17 protein-coding genes are annotated in these 18680 nt (G+C 64.7%); 15 read left to right on the forward strand and 2 right to left on the reverse strand.

The genetic code is table 11. From position 1 onward, the window contains the following. Positions 1 to 129 precede the first annotated feature (129 nt). The 4 genes from coaBC to argB all read left to right on the forward strand — a co-directional run bounded on the left by coaBC (position 130) and on the right by argB (position 4320). The gene (gene coaBC, locus ECTPHS_RS08525; protein ID WP_008932325.1) at positions 130 to 1395 is read left to right on the forward strand and encodes a bifunctional phosphopantothenoylcysteine decarboxylase/phosphopantothenate--cysteine ligase CoaBC; all 1266 of its coding nucleotides are present in this window, start codon (positions 130 to 132) and stop codon (positions 1393 to 1395) included. After that, positions 1367 to 1822, forward strand: a complete 456-nt coding sequence (gene dut / locus ECTPHS_RS08530; RefSeq protein WP_008932326.1) for a dUTP diphosphatase — start codon at positions 1367 to 1369, stop codon at positions 1820 to 1822. Before coaBC ends, dut begins: the two co-directional genes overlap by 29 nt. Before the next feature lie 59 nt (positions 1823 to 1881). Continuing rightward, positions 1882 to 3267 (forward strand): phosphomannomutase/phosphoglucomutase, encoded by a 1386-nt coding sequence (locus ECTPHS_RS08535; protein WP_008932327.1) that lies wholly within the window; start codon positions 1882 to 1884, stop codon positions 3265 to 3267. Positions 3268 to 3414: 147 nt separating this feature from the next. Then, the gene (gene argB / locus ECTPHS_RS08540) at positions 3415 to 4320 is read left to right on the forward strand and encodes an acetylglutamate kinase (protein ID WP_008932328.1); all 906 of its coding nucleotides are present in this window, start codon (positions 3415 to 3417) and stop codon (positions 4318 to 4320) included. 8 nt (positions 4321 to 4328) lie between these two features. Here the strand turns inward: argB and ECTPHS_RS08545 are convergent, their stop codons facing one another. Continuing rightward, positions 4329 to 4982: a DUF4124 domain-containing protein gene (locus ECTPHS_RS08545; protein WP_141565315.1), complete on the reverse strand. Its 654-nt coding sequence runs from the start codon at positions 4980 to 4982 to the stop codon at positions 4329 to 4331. 56 nt (positions 4983 to 5038) lie between these two features. Continuing rightward, positions 5039 to 5680: an orotate phosphoribosyltransferase gene (pyrE, locus tag ECTPHS_RS08550; RefSeq protein WP_008932330.1), complete on the reverse strand. Its 642-nt coding sequence runs from the start codon at positions 5678 to 5680 to the stop codon at positions 5039 to 5041. A gap of 120 nt (positions 5681 to 5800) precedes the next feature. Here pyrE and ECTPHS_RS08555 point away from each other — a divergent pair, with 120 nt between their 5' ends. The 11 genes from ECTPHS_RS08555 to ECTPHS_RS08605 all read left to right on the forward strand — a co-directional run bounded on the left by ECTPHS_RS08555 (position 5801) and on the right by ECTPHS_RS08605 (position 18582). Then, entirely contained in the window at positions 5801 to 6577 is a 777-nt protein-coding gene (locus ECTPHS_RS08555) for an exodeoxyribonuclease III (protein WP_008932331.1), read from the forward strand. A gap of 242 nt (positions 6578 to 6819) precedes the next feature. Next, positions 6820 to 8805 (forward strand): choline BCCT transporter BetT, encoded by a 1986-nt coding sequence (locus ECTPHS_RS08560; RefSeq protein ID WP_040405596.1) that lies wholly within the window; start codon positions 6820 to 6822, stop codon positions 8803 to 8805. Between the two features lie 203 nt (positions 8806 to 9008). After that, entirely contained in the window at positions 9009 to 10187 is a 1179-nt protein-coding gene (locus ECTPHS_RS08565; protein WP_008932333.1) for a glycine betaine/L-proline ABC transporter ATP-binding protein, read from the forward strand. Further along, the gene (locus tag ECTPHS_RS08570; RefSeq protein WP_008932334.1) at positions 10184 to 11032 is read left to right on the forward strand and encodes a proline/glycine betaine ABC transporter permease; all 849 of its coding nucleotides are present in this window, start codon (positions 10184 to 10186) and stop codon (positions 11030 to 11032) included. The genes ECTPHS_RS08565 and ECTPHS_RS08570 overlap by 4 nt, the downstream gene beginning before the upstream one ends. 253 nt (positions 11033 to 11285) lie before the next feature. Further along, complete coding sequence (locus tag ECTPHS_RS08575) at positions 11286 to 12140, forward strand: glycine betaine ABC transporter substrate-binding protein (RefSeq protein WP_083838811.1); 855 nt, start codon at positions 11286 to 11288, stop codon at positions 12138 to 12140. A 96-nt stretch (positions 12141 to 12236) separates the two neighbouring features. After that, positions 12237 to 13238, forward strand: a complete 1002-nt coding sequence (locus ECTPHS_RS08580) for a porin (RefSeq protein ID WP_008932336.1) — start codon at positions 12237 to 12239, stop codon at positions 13236 to 13238. A gap of 146 nt (positions 13239 to 13384) precedes the next feature. Next, on the forward strand, positions 13385 to 14278 hold the full coding sequence (locus ECTPHS_RS08585; RefSeq protein ID WP_008932337.1) for a PfkB family carbohydrate kinase: 894 nt from the start codon (positions 13385 to 13387) through the stop codon (positions 14276 to 14278). 50 nt (positions 14279 to 14328) lie between these two features. Continuing rightward, positions 14329 to 16221, forward strand: coding sequence for a tRNA uridine-5-carboxymethylaminomethyl(34) synthesis enzyme MnmG (gene mnmG, locus ECTPHS_RS08590; protein WP_008932338.1), 1893 nt, complete (start codon positions 14329 to 14331; stop codon positions 16219 to 16221). 19 nt (positions 16222 to 16240) lie between these two features. Next, positions 16241 to 16876 (forward strand): 16S rRNA (guanine(527)-N(7))-methyltransferase RsmG, encoded by a 636-nt coding sequence (gene rsmG / locus ECTPHS_RS08595; RefSeq protein ID WP_008932339.1) that lies wholly within the window; start codon positions 16241 to 16243, stop codon positions 16874 to 16876. Between the two features lie 5 nt (positions 16877 to 16881). Further along, complete coding sequence (locus ECTPHS_RS08600) at positions 16882 to 17700, forward strand: ParA family protein (protein WP_008932340.1); 819 nt, start codon at positions 16882 to 16884, stop codon at positions 17698 to 17700. Between the two features lie 3 nt (positions 17701 to 17703). Next, the gene (locus ECTPHS_RS08605) at positions 17704 to 18582 is read left to right on the forward strand and encodes a ParB/RepB/Spo0J family partition protein (protein WP_008932341.1); all 879 of its coding nucleotides are present in this window, start codon (positions 17704 to 17706) and stop codon (positions 18580 to 18582) included. The last annotated feature ends 98 nt before the right edge of the window (positions 18583 to 18680 follow it).

Genomic DNA, 18680 nt, shown 5'->3' on the forward strand with positions numbered 1-18680 from the left:
GAGGTATTTCCCATCCGTATAGCACGGATCAGGATGGGCTGTTCGGTGGATATGAGGCCGGGTACTCTCGTGCGCCGGGAACACTGCAAAATGCTTCTGGATTGCCGGGTTTTTCCGTAGACTCTTCCCATGTCACTGACAGGCAAACATATCCTTCTGGGCGTTTCCGGCGGCATTGCCGCTTACAAGGCCTGCGAGCTCACCCGGCGGCTGATGGATGCCGGTGCCGAGGTCCGGGTGGTGATGACCCCTCACGCCACCGAGTTCGTGGCTCCGCTCACCTTCCAGGCCCTGTCCGGCCATCCCGTGCGCACGGCCCTGTTCGACGCCGAGGCCGAGGCGGGCATGGATCACATCAGCCTGGCCCGCTGGGCCGATGCCGTGCTCATTGCCCCGGCCACCGCCAATGTCATGGCCCGACTGGCCCAGGGCATGGCCGATGACCTGTTGACCACCCTCTGCCTGGCCGCGGAGGCGCCCGTCTGCCTGGCCCCGGCCATGAACCGGGTCATGTGGGCCAACGCCGCGACGCAGGCCAACGTGCGCACCCTGATGGCGCGGGGCGTCCGTCTGTTCGGCCCCGGCGCCGGTTATCAGGCCTGCGGCGAGGTGGGGGAGGGGCGCATGCTGGAGCCGGGGCAGATCGTCACGGCGGTGGAAGGCCTGTTTGCCGGTGGTCCATTGGCGGGGGTACGGGTGATGGTGACCGCCGGTCCGACCCGGGAGCCTCTGGATCCGGTGCGTTATCTCACTAACCGAAGCTCCGGGCGCATGGGGTTTGCGGTGGCGGCGGCGGCGGCCGAGGCCGGGGCGCAGGTTTGTCTGGTGAGTGGCCCGGTACACCTGGATACCCCTCGCGGGGTGACCCGTTTGGATGTGGAAACGGCCCTGCAGATGTACGAGGCCGTCATGGCCAGGGCCGCCGGGACGGATCTGTTCATTGCCACGGCGGCGGTGGCGGATTACCGCATGGCCCAGCCGGCGGAACGCAAGATCAAGAAGCAGGCAGATGATCTGCATCTGACCCTGGTGAAGAACCCGGACATCCTGGCGGCAGTAGCGGCCCTGCCGGACGGTCCGTTCACGGTGGGATTCGCGGCGGAAACCGATGATCTGGAAACCTACGCCCGGGGCAAACTCGAAGCCAAGGGGCTGGACATGATCGCCGCCAATGATGTTTCCGGCGGGCGCGGGTTCGATGTGGCGGACAATGCCCTGACGGTGTTCTGGCGGGACGGCTCCCTGTCCCTGCCGCAACAGTCCAAGTCGCAACTGGCCCGTGAGCTGGTGGCGCTGATTGCCCGGCATCATGGGGGCTGTCTCCCCTCCCATTCCTGTTCCCATCCGACAATCGATCATCAACATCATGCATGCCATCCAGATCAAGATTCTTGACCCCCGTGTCGGCACGGACTTCCCCTTGCCGGAACCGGCCACGCCGGGTTCCGCCGGCATGGACCTGAGGGCCTGCCTGGACGCGCCCCTGACCCTGCAGCCCGGGGAGACTCATCTCATCCCCACCGGCATCGCCATGCATCTGGCGGACCCCGGCCTGGCGGCCATGATCCTTCCCCGATCCGGGCTGGGCCATAAACACGGCATCGTCCTGGGGAATCTCGTCGGCCTCATCGATTCCGACTACCAGGGGCCGCTCATGGTCTCCTGCTGGAATCGGGGGGCGGAGCCGTTCGTCGTCCAGCCCGGCGAGCGCATTGCCCAGTTGGTGGTGGTGCCGGTGGTGCAGGCCCGTTTCCAGGTGGTGGATGATTTTGAGGCGACCCACCGGGGCACCGGCGGGTTCGGGTCCTCGGGTAGGGGTTAGCCCGGGGCAGACATGGGCAGATACCGGGAACAGCACCGTCACATGCAGGGGAGCAGATCATGAGCATGAGTGCGGACCCCGGCATCTTCCGGGCCTATGACATCCGCGGCGTGGTGGGCGAACGCCTCAATCCGGATACCGCCCGGGCCATCGGCCGGGCCTACGGTGCCGAGGCCCGCGAGCTGGAGGTGACCCGGGTCGTGGTCGGGCGTGACGGCCGCCTGTCGAGCCCCGAACTGGAGTCCGCCCTCATCGAGGGGCTGCTGGCGTCGGGATTGCGGGTGATCCGGCTGGGCTGCCTGCCCACGCCGGTGACCTATTACGCCGCGCTCAGGGAAGCCGACGGCAACGGCATCATGGTCACCGGCAGTCACAATCCCCCGGCCTACAACGGCTTCAAGCTCATGCTGGCGGGGCGTACCCTGCATCAGGAGACGGTGCAGCGTCTGCGGCGCAGGATTGACGAGGGGCGCCTGCCCGTTGCGCCCGGGGGTACCCTGGAGATTGCGGAAGTCTGCAGTCGCTACCTGAATGAACTCTGTGCCGACATTCACCTGGATCGCCCCCTGCGGGTGGCGGTGGATTGCGGCAACGGCGCCGCCGCGGTGGTGGCACCGGAGATTTTCCGGCGTCTGGGCTGCGAGGTGGTTCCTCTCTACTGCGAGGTGGATGGACATTTTCCCCACCATCATCCCGATCCGTCGCGTCCCGAGAACCTGGAAGATCTGCGGCGCGCCGTGGAGTCCGGCGGTCTGGACCTGGGGCTGGCCTTCGACGGCGACGGGGATCGCCTCGGCGTCGTCGACGGCCGGGGGCGTATCCAGTGGCCGGACCGCCTGATGATGTGTTTTGCCGCCGATGTGCTGGCCCATCATCCCGGCAGCACGGTGGTATTCGATGTGAAATGTTCTCATCACCTGGCCGAGCGGGTGCGGGCGCTGGGGGGCGTGCCGGACATGTGGCGTACCGGCCACTCCCTGCTCAAGGCGCGCATGGAAGAGACCGGGGCCCTGTTGGCGGGAGAGATGAGTGGTCATGTCTTTTTCCGGGATCGCTGGCTCGGGGTGGATGATGCGATCTACGCCGGGGCGAGGTTGCTGGAGTCTCTTGCCCGGGACTCCCGGTCGCCGGCGCGGATATTCGACGAGTTGCCCCAGGGTTGTCATACCCCGGAGCTGCTGGTGACGCCGGGCGGGGAAGAGGGGCACGGCGCCTTCATGGCGCGCTTCCTGTCCGAGCCGGATCCCGAAGGTGGCCGGGTGAATCGCATCGACGGCCTGAGGGTGGATTTCGATGATGGCTGGGGGCTGGTGCGGGCTTCCAACACCACGCCTTGTCTGACCCTGCGCTTCGAGGGGAGCTGCCCCGAGGCCCTGGCACGGATCCAGACGCTGTTCCGTGAGCGTCTGCTGGCGGTGGATCCGGAGCTGGAACTGCCGTTCTAGCGCTCTCTCGTCGCCGTCATTCCCGCGCAGGCGGGAATCCAGTAGCATATTGAAAACCCTGGACTCCCGCCTGCGCGGGAATGACGGCAAGGGGTTGTTTCAGAATTTCTTCAACACCTGCCCGGTCTGAAACCGGAGACTTCCCGAATGTCCGAACACACCGCCATGGACCATACCAGTCCCCAGACCATCGCCCGGGTCCTGACCGAGGCGTTGCCCTATATCCAGCGCTTTTCCGGCAAGACACTGGTCATCAAGTACGGCGGCAACGCCATGGTGGACGAGGAGCTCAAGCGCGGCTTTGCGCGGGATATCGTGCTGCTCAAGCAGGTGGGCCTGAATCCGGTGGTGGTCCACGGTGGTGGCCCCCAGATCGGCAGGATGCTCAGCCAGCTGGGCAAGGAATCCCGTTTCGTGGATGGTCTGCGGGTGACGGACCGGGAGACCATGGACGTGGTGCAGATGGTGCTGGGCGGCCTGGTGAACAAGGAGATCGTCAGTCTCATCAACCAGTTTGGTGGCCGCGCGGTGGGCCTGACCGGCAAGGACGGCGGGCTGATCCGGGCCCGGCGCCTGAGTCATCGCCGTGCCGGCGAAGACCCCGAAGCCTCGGAGATCATCGACCTGGGCCACGTGGGGGAGGTGGCTTCCATCGATCCCGCCGTGGTGCACATGCTGGATTCGGGGGCCTTTATTCCCGTGATCGCGCCTGTGGGTGTGGGCGAGGATGGCGCGGCCTACAACATCAATGCCGACCTGGTGGCCGGCAAGATGGCCACGGTGCTGGGGGCGGAGAAACTGATCCTGCTCACCAACACCACCGGGGTCCTGGACGGAGAAGGCAACCTGCTCACCGGTCTGACGGCCCGTCAGGTGGACGAGCTGATTGCCACCGGGGTGATCCACGGCGGCATGATTCCCAAGATCCAGTGCGCCCTGGACGCGGTGAAGTCCGGCGTCAAGACGGCCCATATCATTGACGGACGGGTGCCCCATGCGGTGATGCTGGAGCTGCTGACCGACAAGGGAGTGGGAACCCTGATCCGGGGCTGACGGGCCTTTCAGCGCCGGGGCTGGGTGTCGGCCTGTCGCCGACGCAGCTCCCGAAATCGCGCCAGGTCCCGGGCGAATCGGTCCAGCACGGCATCCCGTTCCTGTCGGCGTTCTTCCAGGTACGCTTCCTGTACCCGGATCTGGCGTTGCAGGGAGTCGGCCTGTTCCCGCAGGCCTTCCGGTACCGGCCTGCCGCCGGCCTCAAGGCCGGCGATGCGTGTATTGGCCTGTGTCAGCTGATCACGCAGATTGCCCAGTTTGTCCCGGGTGAGGTTCATGTTGGCCTCGATCAGGGCCACGCGGTCATCCCGTGCGTGCAGCAGTTCGCGCTCGGAGCCGAAGGATTGCAGCAGAACCCGGTCGACCCGCTCCTGTTCCGCCCGTTGCTGTTCCAGGGCCTCCCGACGTTCCCGTTCCGCCTGTTCGGCGGCCAGCTCCTGCGGCGTTCTCGCCCGGTCCAGGCGCTGGATCACCAGTCCCCTGTGATCAAGGACCTCGCGGTCATACCGGGTCGTGTCCGGGGGCGGGGTGTCGCTCATGTGAGTCTGACCGGACTCGTCCACCCAGCGGTAGACCTGTGCGGAGGCCGTGCCGATGAGCCCGGCGGCCAGCATGGCCGCCAGTATCGGTGTGGTTCCTGCTGTTGGGAAAATCCTGGGCATGCCTCATTCCCGCCACGGGTTCAGGGGTGCCGTCGCCCGCGTATTCGCGGGGCAGGCTAGATGCCGAATTCTTCCCGATAGGCCTGCACGGCGGCACGATGCTGCGCCATGTCCGGCAGGTCCTCCAGAAAGACGATCAGGTCCGATAGGGACGCAATGGCATGGACCTGCAGACCGTAATCCCGTTCCACTTCTTGAATGGCGGACAGCTCGCCGCGCCCCCGTTCCTGTCGATCCAGTGCGATCAGCACGCCGGCCGGTTCCGCGCCGGCGGCCTTGATGATCTCCACGGATTCACGGATGGCGGTGCCCGCGGTGATCACATCGTCCACGATCATGACCCGCCCGGACAGGGGGGCGCCCACCAGGGTGCCGCCTTCGCCGTGGTCCTTGGCTTCCTTGCGATTGAAGCAGAAGGGGTAGTCGCGGTCGTGCTCCTGGGCCAGGGCCACTGCGGTGGCGGCCACCAGGGGGATGCCCTTGTAGGCGGGGCCGAAGAGCATGTCCGCCCGGGCGTTCGATTCCACGAGGGTACGGGCATAGAAGGCACCCAGGCGGGCCAGGTCCCGGCCGGTGTTGAACAGGCCGGCATTGAAGAAATAGGGGCTGGTACGGCCGGATTTGAGGGTGAAGGAACCAAAGCGCAGGACGCCGCGTTCCAGACAAAACTGAAGGAATTGGGTGCGATAGGTATTCATGATTGAGAAATTACAAGTTCCTGTGGGAGGGCACAAGCCGGGCTGGACGCCCCCTGTCGGTGGGCTGTGTTAAGTTGTCGGATTGTACCCGGACCCCGTGAACACTGCCCTGTCGATCCGATGCGAATCATCACGCTCAACGCCAACGGCATTCGTGCCGCCGCCCGTAAGGGCTTTTATGCATGGCTCAAGGCCCAGGACGCGGACGTGGTCTGCCTTCAGGAGACCAAGGCCCAGATCCATCAACTGACCGACGAGGCCTTTCATCCCGCCGGCTATTTCACCTGTTACCTGGATGCCCGGAAAAAGGGTTACAGCGGGGTGGCCCTGTATGCCCGGCGCAAGCCCGATGAAATCGTCATGGGGATGAATTCCGAGGAATTCGACCCCGAAGGCCGCTATATCGAGGCGCGTTTCGGTGATTTGTGTGTTGCGTCCGTGTATGTGCCCTCCGGGTCTTCCGGCGAACTTCGTCAGGCGGCCAAGTACCGTTTCATGGACACCTTCATGGCGCAGTTGCGGCAGAAACAGGCCAATGATCGCGAATACATCCTGTGCGGGGACTGGAACATCGCCCACAAGCCCATCGACCTGCGCAACTGGAGGAGCAACCAGAAGCACTCCGGTTTCCTGCCCGAGGAGCGGGCCTGGCTGGATGTGCTATTTGATGAGGTGGGCTGGGTGGATACCTTCCGACGGTTGAATCAGGCGCCGGAACAGTACACCTGGTGGGCCAACCGGGGGCAGGCCTGGGCCAGGAACGTGGGGTGGCGTCTGGATTACCAGATTGCCACGCCGGGCGTGGCGGCGACGGCTCGCGGGGTGAGCATCTACAAGGATGAACGGTTCTCGGATCATGCCCCGGTCATCACCGACTACGACTGGCCGTTCCCATAGGGATATATCCCGGGCAGGTCACTCCCGCGCAGGCGGGAATCCAGGCAAGGGCCGGCATTCTGGGCTTCCGCATCCCAGGTGAACGCGGTGACAAGCAGGTGAACGCGGTGACAAGGTCGCTCTTGCTGGCTATTTTTTAACCAGTTCGCATTATGTCAAAGGTTCGTGTTAGCGTAAAAAAAGGCTGCGGAAGGTCTGCTTTCCGCTGAATTCCGGCGATCCAGCCCACGAAGGGAGGTTACATGACCGAACAGAGTGCGTCTCCAGCCCGTGCTCCACGCATCCTGATGAACCCGCCGGTGTTCATTACCTCGGCAGTACTCACCCTGGTCTTCGTGCTGTTTGCGGCCATCTTCACCGAGACGGCCGGTACCGTCTTCAGTGCCGTGCAAGGCTGGATCTCCGATTCCGCCGGCTGGTTCTATGTGCTGGCGGTGGCTGGATTCGTGGTCTTCATGGTCGGAGTAGCGGTGTCCAGTTACGGCAACATCAAGCTGGGTCCGGATCACAGTCAGCCCGACTACAGCTATGCCTCCTGGTTCGCCATGCTGTTCTCCGCCGGCATGGGCATCGGCCTCATGTTCTTCGGCGTGGCCGAGCCGGTCATGCATTACGTCAGTCCGCCGGTGGGCGATCCGGAGACCGTCGAGGCCGCCCGCCAGTCCATGCGCATCACCTTCTTCCACTGGGGGGTTCATGCCTGGGCCATCTATGCCGTGGTGGCCCTGTCCCTGGCCTACTTCGCCTTCCGACATGACCTGCCGCTGACCATCCGCTCCTCCCTGTATCCGTTGATCGGTGACCGCATCCACGGCGGCATCGGCCACACGGTGGATACCTTTGCCGTGCTGGGCACCATCTTCGGCGTCGCCACCTCCCTGGGGTTCGGCGTCATGCAGATCAACTCCGGCCTGAACTACCTGTTCGATGTTCCCAATGCCCTCTCGGTGCAGGTCATCCTGATCGTGGTCATCACCGCCATCGCCACCCTGTCCGTGGCCCTGGGTCTGGATGGCGGCATCCGCCGGATCTCGGTGCTGAACATGATCCTGGCCGCGGGCCTGCTGGCCTTCGTGCTGGTGGCCGGCCCCACCGTCTATCTGCTGCAGACCCTGGTGCAGAACACGGGGAATTACGTCTCCAACCTGTTCTCCATGACTTTCAATCTGTATGCCTACGAGCCCACCTCGTGGATCGGCGGCTGGACCCTGTTCTACTGGGGTTGGTGGATTGCCTGGGCGCCCTTCGTGGGCATGTTCATCGCCCGGGTCTCCCGGGGCCGCACCATTCGTGAGTTCACCTTCGGTGTGTTGCTGGTGCCGGTGGGCTTCACCATCATGTGGATGACCTTCTTCGGCAATACCGCCCTGCACATGATCATGGTGCAGGGCATCACCGAGCTGTCGGACGCGGTGGCGGCGGATACCTCGGTGGCCCTGTTCCAGTTCTTCGAGCATCTGCCCCTGTCCTCCATCATGGCCCTGGTGGCGACCCTGCTGGTGGTGACCTTCTTTGTCACTTCATCGGACTCCGGTTCCCTGGTGGTGGACATCCTCACCTCCGGCGGCAAGGAGGAATCCCCCACCTGGCAGCGCATCTTCTGGGCCGTGATCGAGGGCATCGTGGCGGCGGCCTTGCTCATCGCCGGCGGCCTGGCGGCCCTGCAGACCGCCACCATCGCCAGTGCCCTGCCGTTCGCCATCATCATGTGCTTCATGTGTTGGGGGCTGCTCAGGGCCCTGCGCATCGACACCATGAAACGGATCAGCCTGCAGGCGCGAGTCTCACCCATCGGTCCCCACTCACCCCTGAGCTGGCAGTCGCGCCTGCGCGCCATCGTCCATCAGCCCCGGCGTAACGAGGTCCTGCGCTATATCCAGGAGGCCGTGAAGCCGGCCCTGGAGGCGGTGGCCGAGGAACTGCGCAAGCAGAATCGGGATGCCCACACCGGAGTGGGCGAGGATGGGCGCTGCTGGGTGGAGGTCCGCCACGGCGAGGAGATCGACTTCTTCTACTCAGTGCGTCCTCGTGCCTATGAGCCTCCCTCCTTCGTCATGCGGGATACCCGCAGTCAGCGTGCCGAGGCGCTCAAGTACTTCCATGCGGAAGTCCATCTGAGCGAAGGCGGCCAGGACTATGACGTCATGGGCTGGAGCAAGGACGCCATCATCAACGACGTGCTGGAGCACTACGAGCGTCACATGCATTTTCTCAGCGCCGTGCGTTGACCCTTGCTTGATATCGCGGGCCGTGGATCGGTCTGATCCCCGGCCCGTTTCCTTTTCCGGCATCCCATGATGCCCGTCGTCAGACACTGACACCGACCCGCCCCTTCCGGGGTGAAGACAGGACAGTAGCCTTGCAACCCAAAATAGCAGTCAAAAACCTCACCAAGGTCTTCGGCGACCCGCCGGCTCCGGCCTTGAAGCTCATGGAGGAGGGATACGACCGTAAGGAGATCCAGCAGCGTACCGGGCTCACCCTGGGTGTCGCCGACGTCAGTTTTGATGTGGCGCAAGGGGAGATCCTGGTGGTCATGGGTCTGAGCGGATGCGGCAAATCCACTCTGATCCGCTGTCTCAACCGTCTGATCGAGCCGACGGCGGGACAGATACTGATTGATGGAGAGGACATCACTGGATTGAGCAACAAGGATCTGCTCGCCCTGCGGCGCCGCAAGTTCGGCATGGTGTTCCAGAATTTCGCCCTGTTTCCCCACCGCACCATCTTGCAGAACACGGCCTTCGGGCTGGAGATCTGCGGCATGGACCAGAGCGAACGGGAGCAGCGGGCGGCCCAGGCCCTGCAACTGGTGGGTCTGGAAGGCTGGGAGCAGGCCTTTCCGTCCCAGCTCTCCGGGGGTATGCAGCAGCGGGTGGGCCTGGCCCGGGCGCTGGCCGTGGACCCGGATATCCTGCTCATGGACGAGGCCTTCAGCGCGCTGGACCCGTTGATACGTCGGGACATGCAACAGGAGCTGATCAATCTGCAGGCACGGGTGAAGAAGACCATCGTGTTCATCACCCACGACCTGGACGAGGCCCTCAGGCTCGGTGATCGCATCGTGCTGATGAAGGATGGGCGGGTGGTCCAGATCGGCACGCCGGAAGAGATCCTGAGTTCCCCCGCCAGTCGTTATGTGGAGCGCTTCGTGGAGGATGTGGACAAGACCCAGATCCTCACCGCCGGCGGGATCATGCGCGATGCAAGGGTGCTGGCCCTTCCCTCGGACGGCCCTCGCACCGCCCTGCACAAGATGGAAAAGGAAAGTTTCTACAGCCTGTTCGTGGTCCAGCAGGACGGCACCCTGGAGGGGTATGTGTGGGCGGATGACATGGGCCGGGCGATCGAGCAGGGAGATAGGCAGATTGGCCCCCACATCCAGCGGGATCATCAGGCGGTGGGGCCGGATGAGCCGGTCAGCACCCTGATCGGCATGCTCGCGGACAGCCGCATTCCGGTGGCGGTGGTGGACGAGGCCGGGCGCCTGCTGGGCACCATCGTCAAGAGCAACGTGCTGGCGGCCCTGGCGGCCGGTCAGTCGGATCAGGCAGTGACGGCGCCGGACGCCGCAACCGCCGCGGACAAAACCAGTGAAGCACGCTCATGAATCATGATTTTCCTTTTTTCGGCAAGTTTCCCCTGTCGGACTACATCGACGACGGCCTGGACTGGCTGACTGACACCTTCTCCGGCCTGACCCGGGCCATCAGCAATGTGCTGGGCGACGGCGTGGAGGGCGTGGTGATGTTGCTGAGCTTTCCACCCCCCTGGGTGGTGATCCTGGCCTTTGCCGGCATTGCCTGGCTGGCGGCGGGTCGTCGGGTGGCCATCGGTACCGTGGCGGGCCTGCTGTTTTTGTGGAACCTGCAACTCTGGCAGGCCACCATCGAGACCCTCACCCTGGTGTTATTCGCGACGGCGGTGGCGGTGGCCATCGCGTTGCCCATCGGTATTTGGGGTGGTCTGTCGGAGCGCTTCCACCGGGCCACCATGCCGGTGCTCGACTTCATGCAGACCATGCCTGCCTTCGTCTATCTGATCCCGGCGATTCCCTTCTTCGGTCTGGGTCAGGTGTCGGCCATGTTTGCCACCGTGATCTTTTCCATGCCGCCGGCCATCCGTCTCACCATCCTGGGCATCCGTCAGGTGCCCCGGGAACTGGTGGAGGCCGCGGATGCCTTTGGCGCCAGCCGGCGGCAGAAGCTGTTCAAGGTCCAGCTGCCGTTGGCGGTGCCCACCATCATGGCAGGCATCAACCAGACCATCATGTTGGCCCTGTCCATGGTGGTGATCGCCGCCATGATCGGTGCCGGCGGCCTGGGGGGCGAGGTCTGGCGGGCGATCCAGCGTCTGCAGCCGGGCAATGGTTTCGAGGCCGGCATTGCCATCGTGATCCTGGCGATGATCCTGGACCGGGTGACCCAGCGCATTGGCCGGAAACGCGGATCGTAACCGGGTAGGTCATTCCCGCGAAAGCGGGAATCCGGTGAGGGCTCGGCGCCTGGGCTCCCGCTTTCGCGGACATGACGACCTGAGGGTATCGGGAGTGACTCGGGGGCATCAGCCGTAACGGCTTGGAAGTATTGGGAATGACCACCCCGGGTATCGGGAGTGATGGTTGGGGGTGGTTGGAAGTGACGGCAGGAGGCTTTTTGAGAACTTTCTGAGTATCCATGCAATTCTTCGGAGGAAAATGATGACTTCAATGACAAGGCCGGGAATCCCGGTGATCGCCAGTCTGATCCTGGCGGCAACTCTGGTATTTGCCCCTCTGTCGGTCCTGGCGGGCGACAAGGGACGGATCAACATCCCCTATGTGGAGTGGGCCAGTGAAGTGGCCAGTACCAACGTGATCCGGGTAGTGCTGGAAGAGGCCGGCTACGATGTGCGGCTGACGTCCGTCGGTGCCGCGGCCATGTGGCAGTCCGTCGGCACCGGTGACCAGGATGCCTTCGTGGCTGCCTGGCTGCCCACCACCCACGAGCATTACCTGGAGCGGGTCAGGGACCGGGTGGAAGACCTGGGGCCCAACCTGGTGGGTACCCGTATCGGTCTGATGGTCCCCGCCTATGTGGACATTGACTCCATTGAGGCGCTGAACGACCATGTTCGCCGCTTTGACCGTCGCATCATCGGCATCGATCCCGGCGCGGGCCTGATGAGCAGTACCGAGCGGGTGATCGACGAATACGGCCTGAGACTGCGCCTGATCGAAGGTTCCGATGCCACCATGACCGGCGTGCTGGCCAATGCCATCCGCAACAATGACTGGGTGGTGGTCACCGGCTGGACGCCCCACTGGAAGGAAAGCCGCTGGGAGCTGAAATATCTGGAAGATCCCAAGGGGATCTACGGCGGTGAGGAATACATTCACACCATCGTGCGTGCCGGCCTGAAGGACGACATGCCCGAGGCCTATGCCATCCTCGATAACTTCAACTGGACGCCCGCCCACATGGCCGAGCTGATGATGATGAACGAGGAGGGGGGAGATCCCTACGAGAACGCCAGGCGCTGGGTCGAACAGAACCGGGACCTGGTGGACACCTGGTTACCCTGAGTGTTTCGGTGGCGGGTTGCCGGGGGCGTTTCCGGCTCCCCGCCGCCGGCCCATCAATCGATATCACCGATGTATCTGACTGGAAACAACCGACTTATGAACAGAAAGATCCTGATTGCCTCTTCCGTCGCCGCTGCCCTGGCCGTGCCCGCCATGGCTCAGGCCGGCGAACTCAACTTTGATTTCTACGGCTCCGCCCGAGTGCAGGTGGAGTCCGTGCGTCCCGATAACCGGGATCAACTGGATTCATACACCGGGGTGCGGGATGCCTACTCCCGCATCGGTTTCAATGCCGATTACCCCCTGATGGAAGGGCTGACCCTGATCGGTCAGCTGGAACTGCCCCTGGATCTGGCCAACAAGGCCGTTCAGGACCCGTGGGACCAGACCCAGGATGTGCGCGTGGCCCAGATCGGTGTGCAGGGTGAGATGGGGACCTTCCTGTACGGCCAGATGTGGTTGCCCTACTACAATGCCATCGCCTATCCGGTGGACATGTTCAGCAGTTACTACAGCGGATTTGCCACCTATACGGCATTTCGTCGCGGCGACACCATCAGCTACTATAGCCCGGACATGAATGGCCTGTCCTTCGCCTTCGCCTGGAGTGAGGACAACGGTGCCGACGGGGATAACCGGGTTCAGCTGACCGGCAGCTACAGCTTTGGCGATACCACCCTGTCCATCGGCATGGATGAGCTCAATGGCAACGATAACATGCGAATTGTCGGCGTCTCCGCCGCTCATTCCATGGGCAACCTCTATCTGGGCGCCAAGCTGGAGCGTTTCTACAGCGACATCAATGATGATGACGCGTATGGCAATGACGGCGACATGGCCATGAACGTCTACGCCGGCTACACCTTGGGCAAGAACACCTTCAAGCTGATGGTGGCCGAGGTGGACAACTATGGCGAGACCATTGTTCATGCGGGTGTGGATCATCAGTTCAATCCCAGCCTGAAGTTCTTCGCCGAGTACTATTTCGAGCAGGAGACGGCGGCGATTGATAGCAAACGCGGTGCAAACCCGGGTGATATCAGTGGTGACTACAGCGGCGGCCAGGTCTTCGCCGCCGGCATGCGTTTCGACTTCTGATTGACCCTTTCGTCGGCGGGCCGGCTCCCAAGGGGGTGGCCCGCCGCTTCCCGGCCGTGCTTTTGCGCTGTAATACCTTTACCCCGCCGCCTCCCTTTCACTATCCTGTGCGCAACACCACCACAGGCCCTCGGGGCACCATCCACATGGCCCATATTCTCGGCATCGGCGTCGCCACCCTGGACATCATCAACATCGTTGACCACTATCCGGTGGAGGACGAGGAGATCCGCGCCCGGGAACAGCGTGCCTCTCCCGGCGGCAATACCGCCAACAGCCTGTATGTGCTGCAGCAACTGGGGCACCAGTGCGACCTGGCCGCCGTGGTGGCTGATGATCCGGACGGCGAACATCTGCTGTCCCTGCTGGCGGAGCGGGGGATCAACGTGGAAACCTGTCGCCGGCGCACCGGGCGCACCCCCTGTTCCTACATCACCCTCAATGCCGCCAACGGTTCCCGCACCATCGTCCACTACCGCAACCTGCCGGAACTGGATGCCCCTCATGTGGCCAAGCTGAACCTGGACAAGTATCAATGGGTGCATGTGCAGGCCCGGGATACCCACACCACCAGCCGTATGCTCCAGGCGTTGCGCAGCCAGCAGAAATCCCACCAGCCCATCTCCCTGGAAGTGGAGAAGGACCGGGACGGGGTGGACATGCTGTTCGGGCAACCTGATGTGATCATCTTTTCCCGTCCCTTCGTGCTGGGTCGGGGCTTCGAGGAGCCGGAGCCGTTTCTGCGCAGCGTGCACAAGCGCGTGCCCGGCGCCGTGCTGATCTGCACCTGGGGCGACGAGGGCTCCTGGGCCTGGGCCAGTCGCGACGGCCTGTTCCATGCGCCGGCCTGGCGCCCGCCCCGGGTGGTGGACACCCTGGGGGCCGGGGACGTGTTCAACGCCGGCCTGATCCATGCCCTGGCCACGGGCAGTTCCGTGCCCGATGCCCTGGCCACGGCCACCCGTCTGGCGGGTTACAAGGTGGGGCGACAGGGACTGGATGGGTTGGATGCCGCGCTGGTGGTGCCCGAGGAGGACTGATCCGCGCTACACTATCAGGATTTTCCCCACTTCCGGCCCGGCTCTTGACTATGCAATACCAGGCACAATACGACGTCATCGTCGTGGGCGGCGGCCACGCCGGCACCGAGGCCGCCCTGGCGGCGGCCCGCATGGGCTGCAGGACGCTGCTCCTGACCCATAACATCGACACCATCGGCCAGATGAGCTGCAACCCCGCCATCGGCGGCATCGGCAAGGGCCATCTGGTCAAGGAGATCGACGCCTTGGGCGGCCTCATGGCCCGCGCCGCCGATCTGGGCGGCATCCAGTTCCGCACCCTCAACAGCCGCAAGGGGCCTGCCGTGCGCGCCACCCGCGCCCAGGCGGACCGTGCCCTCTATAAGGCCGCCGTGCGCCGGGCGGTGGAAAACCAGCCGGGCCTTGAGCTGTTTCAGCAGGCGGTGGACGATCTGATCGTGGCGGGGGACCGGGTCACCGGGGTCGTCACCCAGGCCGGTCTGCGCTTTGATGCCCCTTGCGTGGTGCTGACCGTGGGCACCTTCCTGGGTGGTCTCATCCATGTGGGCGAGGCCAACTACGCCGGTGGCCGCGCCGGTGATCCGCCGGCCATCCGCCTGGCCCAGCGGTTGCGGGAGCTGCCCTTGCGGGTCGGGCGTCTGAAGACCGGCACGCCGCCCCGCATCGATGCCCGCAGCATCGATTATTCCCGCCTGACCGAGCAGCCCGGGGATACCCCCGTGCCGGTATTCTCCTTCCTGGGGCAGCCTTCCGATCATCCGCCCCAGGTGAGCTGTCACATCACCTGGACCACCCCCCGCACCCTGGAGGTGATCCGCGCCAACCTGCACCGGTCTCCCATGTACAGCGGCGTGATCGAAGGGGTGGGGCCGCGCTACTGCCCCTCCATCGAGGACAAGGTGGTGCGCTTTGCCGACAAGGAACGCCACCAGATCTTCATCGAGCCGGAAGGGCTCGACACCCATGAGGTGTACCCCAACGGTATCTCCACCAGCCTGCCCTTCGATGTGCAGGTGGATGTGGTGCGTTCCATCGAGGGCTTCGAGCAGGCCCACATCACCCGTCCCGGCTACGCCATCGAATACGACTTCTTCGACCCCCGGGACCTGCGCCCCAGCCTGGAGACCCGACCGCTACAGGGTCTGTTCTTCGCCGGTCAGATCAACGGTACCACCGGCTATGAGGAGGCCGCAGCCCAAGGGCTGGTGGCAGGCATCAATGCCGCCCTGCGGGTGCGGGAGCGGGAGCCCTGGCATCCGCGCCGGGAAACCTCCTACATGGGCGTGATGATTGATGATCTCATCACCCGGGGCACCCGGGAGCCCTACCGCATGTTCACCAGCCGGGCCGAGTACCGCCTCACCCTGCGGGAAGACAATGCCGATCTGCGCCTCACCCCCGTGGGCCGCGAACTGGGCGTGGTGGATGATGCACGCTGGGCGGCCTTCGAGCGCAAGCGGGAGGCCATCGAGCAGGAGTCCCGGCGATTGGGGGTCACGGTCATGCGCCCGGGGGATGTGTTGCCGGAGGACGGCGAGCGCCTGTTCGGCGGCCCCCTGAGTCGGGAGTATTCCCTGATGGACCTGCTGCGGCGCCCCGGGGTGGCCTATGAGGACCTGATGTCCCTGCCCGGTGCCGGGCCGGCCGTGACGGATGTCCGGGTGGCGGAACAGGTGGAAATTCAGGCCAAGTACGCCGGCTATATCCAGCGCCAGAAGGACGAGGTGGACCGGACCCGGCGCCTGGAAGACACGGCGTTGCCCGATGATCTGGACTACGGCGCCGTCAGCGGCCTGTCCCACGAGGTACGCCAGAAGCTGGCGGATCATCGCCCCCATACCGTGGGTCAGGCCTCCCGCATTCCCGGCGTGACCCCCGCCGCCGTCTCCCTGCTGCTGGTGCACTTGAAGAAGCAGGCCCAGGGCCTGAAGCGCAGTGCCTGATTCCCGGATATCCGACGCCATGTCCCATGCCCTGACGCCCGCCGCGGACGAGTTGCTTCGTCGCGGCCTGAGCGAGCTGTCCCTGTCCCCGACCCTGGCCGATCCCCTGGCGCGCTATCTGCGCCTGATGGAGCGCTGGAACCGGGCCTACAACCTCACCGCGGTGCGGGATTTCGAGGACATGGTCCGACTGCATCTGCTGGACAGTCTGGCGGTCCTGCCCTGGGTGCGGGGGCCTCGCATCGCCGATATCGGCACCGGCCCCGGCCTGCCGGGGATTCCCCTGGCCCTGGCCCGTCCCGACTGGCAGCTGGTGTTGCTGGACTCCGGCGGCAAGAAGGCCCGCTTCCTGCGCCAGGCAGTGATGGAGCTGAGGATTGCCAATGTCGTCGTGGTGCAGGACCGGGTGGAAAACTATCGCCCCGACGGGGGCTTTGATACAGTCATCAGCCGTGCCTTCGCCGCCACCACCACCTTCACCCGTCTGGCCGGGCATCTGTGCGCTCCCGCGGGCCGGTTGCTGGCCATGAAGGGCCGGGACGCGGATGATGATCCCGAGGCGTTGCCCGATGGTTGGCGGGTGGTTGCCACCCATTCGCTCCGGGTGCCGGGCCTTGAGGCCGTGCGGCATCTCGTCGAGATCACCAAGGACTAGCACACATGGGCAGAATCATCGCCGTGGCCAACCAGAAGGGGGGGGTGGGCAAGACCACCACCAGCATCAATCTGGCCGCTTCCCTGGCCGCCACCCGGCGCCGCGTACTCCTGATCGACCTGGACCCCCAGGGCAATGCCACCATGGGCAGCGGCGCCGACAAGCACGATCTCGTCCACAGTGCCTGCGACGTGCTGATGAAGCGCGTCAGCGCCGAACAGGCCATCATGCGTCTGGAGCCGGTGGGTTACAGCCTGATGCCCGCCAATGGGGATCTGACGGTGGCGGAGGTGAGCCTGATGACGGCCCTGCGCCGGGAATATCGGCTGCAGGAAGCGCTGGCAACGATCCGGGATCAGTACGATTTCATCTTCATCGACTGCCCCCCCTCCCTGAACATGCTCACGGTGAATGCCCTGGTGGCGGCCCATGGGGTGATCATCCCCATGCAGTGCGAGTATTACGCCCTGGAGGGGCTGTCGGCCCTGGTGCAGACCATCGACAGCATTCGCGAGTCGGTCAACCACGAGCTGCACATCCACGGTCTGCTGCGCACCATGTTCGATCCGCGCAACAACCTGACCACCGAGGTGTCCGAGCAGCTCACCCGTCATTTCGGTGACAAGGTCTATCGCACCGTCATTCCCCGCAACATCCGCCTGGCCGAGGCACCCAGTCACGGTCTGCCGGTGATTTTGTATGACAAGTCCTCCCGTGGCGCCCTGGCCTACCTGGCGCTGGCGGGAGAGATCCTGCGCCGCGAAGGTCGCGGGGCCGCGCCCGAAGGGGCGGCCGAGGCAGTGTCCGTTTCTGGAGAGCAGTAAGTCATGGCAAAGAGAAAGACAGGGCTGGGGCGCGGTCTGGACGTCCTGCTGTCCAGCGCCGGTGCCGCCGGCGCCCGATCCGAGCCGGAGGCCCACGAAGCGGACGGTGCCGGTCTGCGCCAGATCCCGGTGGAGCAGGTCAGCCGCGGGCGCTATCAGCCCCGGGTGAACATGCGTCCCGAGGCCCTGGAGGCGTTGGCCGAGTCCATCCGTGCCCAGGGCGTGGTGCAGCCGGTGGTGGTGCGTCCGGTGGCCGGTGGCTACGAGCTGGTGGCGGGTGAGCGCCGCTGGCGGGCGGCGCAGATGGCCGGACTGCGGGAGATCCCGGCGGTGGTGCGGGAGGTGCCGGATCAGGCGGCGGCGGCCATGGCCCTGATCGAAAACATCCAGCGGGAGGATCTCAATCCCCTGGAGGAGGCCAATGCCCTGCAGCGGCTGATTCACGAATTCGGCATGACCCACCAGCAGGCCGCCGAGGCGGTGGGGCGTTCCCGGGCCGGCGTCACCAACCTGCTGCGCCTGCTGGAGCTGGAGGGGCCGGTGAAGGCCCTGCTGGACGAGGGGCGCCTGGAGATGGGGCATGCTCGTGCGCTGCTGGCCCTGGTCGAGGGTGAGCAGGTGGCGGCGGCTCGTCAGGTGGTGGAAAAGGGCTTGTCGGTACGGGAGACGGAGCGGCTGGTGCAGGCGTTGCTGAAGAACGCAAAACAGGAGGCCGCGCCGACGCCACCACGCAACCCGGATGTGGCGAGGCTGGAGAGCGAGCTTTCCGACCGGCTGGGGGCGCGGGTGAACATTCAGTACAACACCAAGGGCAAGGGGCGGCTGGTTATCCAGTACAACAGTCTGGACGAGCTGGACGGGATTCTGGGACACATCCGTTGACCCGTGCCATCCAGATGGGAGCATTAACAGCCACTGATACGTTGACCCCCCGCCCATGGCCTCTTATAATCCGCGGCTGCCGTCGACCGTGGGCGTCT

The sequence above is a fragment of the Ectothiorhodospira sp. PHS-1 genome (assembly GCF_000225005.1).
Classification (GTDB): domain Bacteria; phylum Pseudomonadota; class Gammaproteobacteria; order Ectothiorhodospirales; family Ectothiorhodospiraceae; genus Ectothiorhodospira.

Bases quoted from the DNA above. Each gene is read 5' to 3' on its own strand.
- coaBC (WP_008932325.1), top strand. From the start codon at position 130: ATGTCACTGACAGGCAAACATATCCTTCTGGGCGTTTCCGGCGGCATT.
- dut (WP_008932326.1), top strand. From the start codon at position 1,367: ATGCATGCCATCCAGATCAAGATTCTTGACCCCCGTGTCGGCACGGAC.
- ECTPHS_RS08535 (WP_008932327.1), top strand. From the start codon at position 1,882: ATGAGCATGAGTGCGGACCCCGGCATCTTCCGGGCCTATGACATCCGC.
- argB (WP_008932328.1), top strand. From the start codon at position 3,415: ATGTCCGAACACACCGCCATGGACCATACCAGTCCCCAGACCATCGCC.
- ECTPHS_RS08545 (WP_141565315.1), bottom strand. From the start codon at position 4,982: ATGCCCAGGATTTTCCCAACAGCAGGAACCACACCGATACTGGCGGCC.
- pyrE (WP_008932330.1), bottom strand. From the start codon at position 5,680: ATGAATACCTATCGCACCCAATTCCTTCAGTTTTGTCTGGAACGCGGC.
- ECTPHS_RS08555 (WP_008932331.1), top strand. From the start codon at position 5,801: ATGCGAATCATCACGCTCAACGCCAACGGCATTCGTGCCGCCGCCCGT.
- ECTPHS_RS08560 (WP_040405596.1), top strand. From the start codon at position 6,820: ATGACCGAACAGAGTGCGTCTCCAGCCCGTGCTCCACGCATCCTGATG.
- ECTPHS_RS08565 (WP_008932333.1), top strand. From the start codon at position 9,009: ATGGAGGAGGGATACGACCGTAAGGAGATCCAGCAGCGTACCGGGCTC.
- ECTPHS_RS08570 (WP_008932334.1), top strand. From the start codon at position 10,184: ATGAATCATGATTTTCCTTTTTTCGGCAAGTTTCCCCTGTCGGACTAC.
- ECTPHS_RS08575 (WP_083838811.1), top strand. From the start codon at position 11,286: ATGACAAGGCCGGGAATCCCGGTGATCGCCAGTCTGATCCTGGCGGCA.
- ECTPHS_RS08580 (WP_008932336.1), top strand. From the start codon at position 12,237: ATGAACAGAAAGATCCTGATTGCCTCTTCCGTCGCCGCTGCCCTGGCC.
- ECTPHS_RS08585 (WP_008932337.1), top strand. From the start codon at position 13,385: ATGGCCCATATTCTCGGCATCGGCGTCGCCACCCTGGACATCATCAAC.
- mnmG (WP_008932338.1), top strand. From the start codon at position 14,329: ATGCAATACCAGGCACAATACGACGTCATCGTCGTGGGCGGCGGCCAC.
- rsmG (WP_008932339.1), top strand. From the start codon at position 16,241: ATGTCCCATGCCCTGACGCCCGCCGCGGACGAGTTGCTTCGTCGCGGC.
- ECTPHS_RS08600 (WP_008932340.1), top strand. From the start codon at position 16,882: ATGGGCAGAATCATCGCCGTGGCCAACCAGAAGGGGGGGGTGGGCAAG.
- ECTPHS_RS08605 (WP_008932341.1), top strand. From the start codon at position 17,704: ATGGCAAAGAGAAAGACAGGGCTGGGGCGCGGTCTGGACGTCCTGCTG.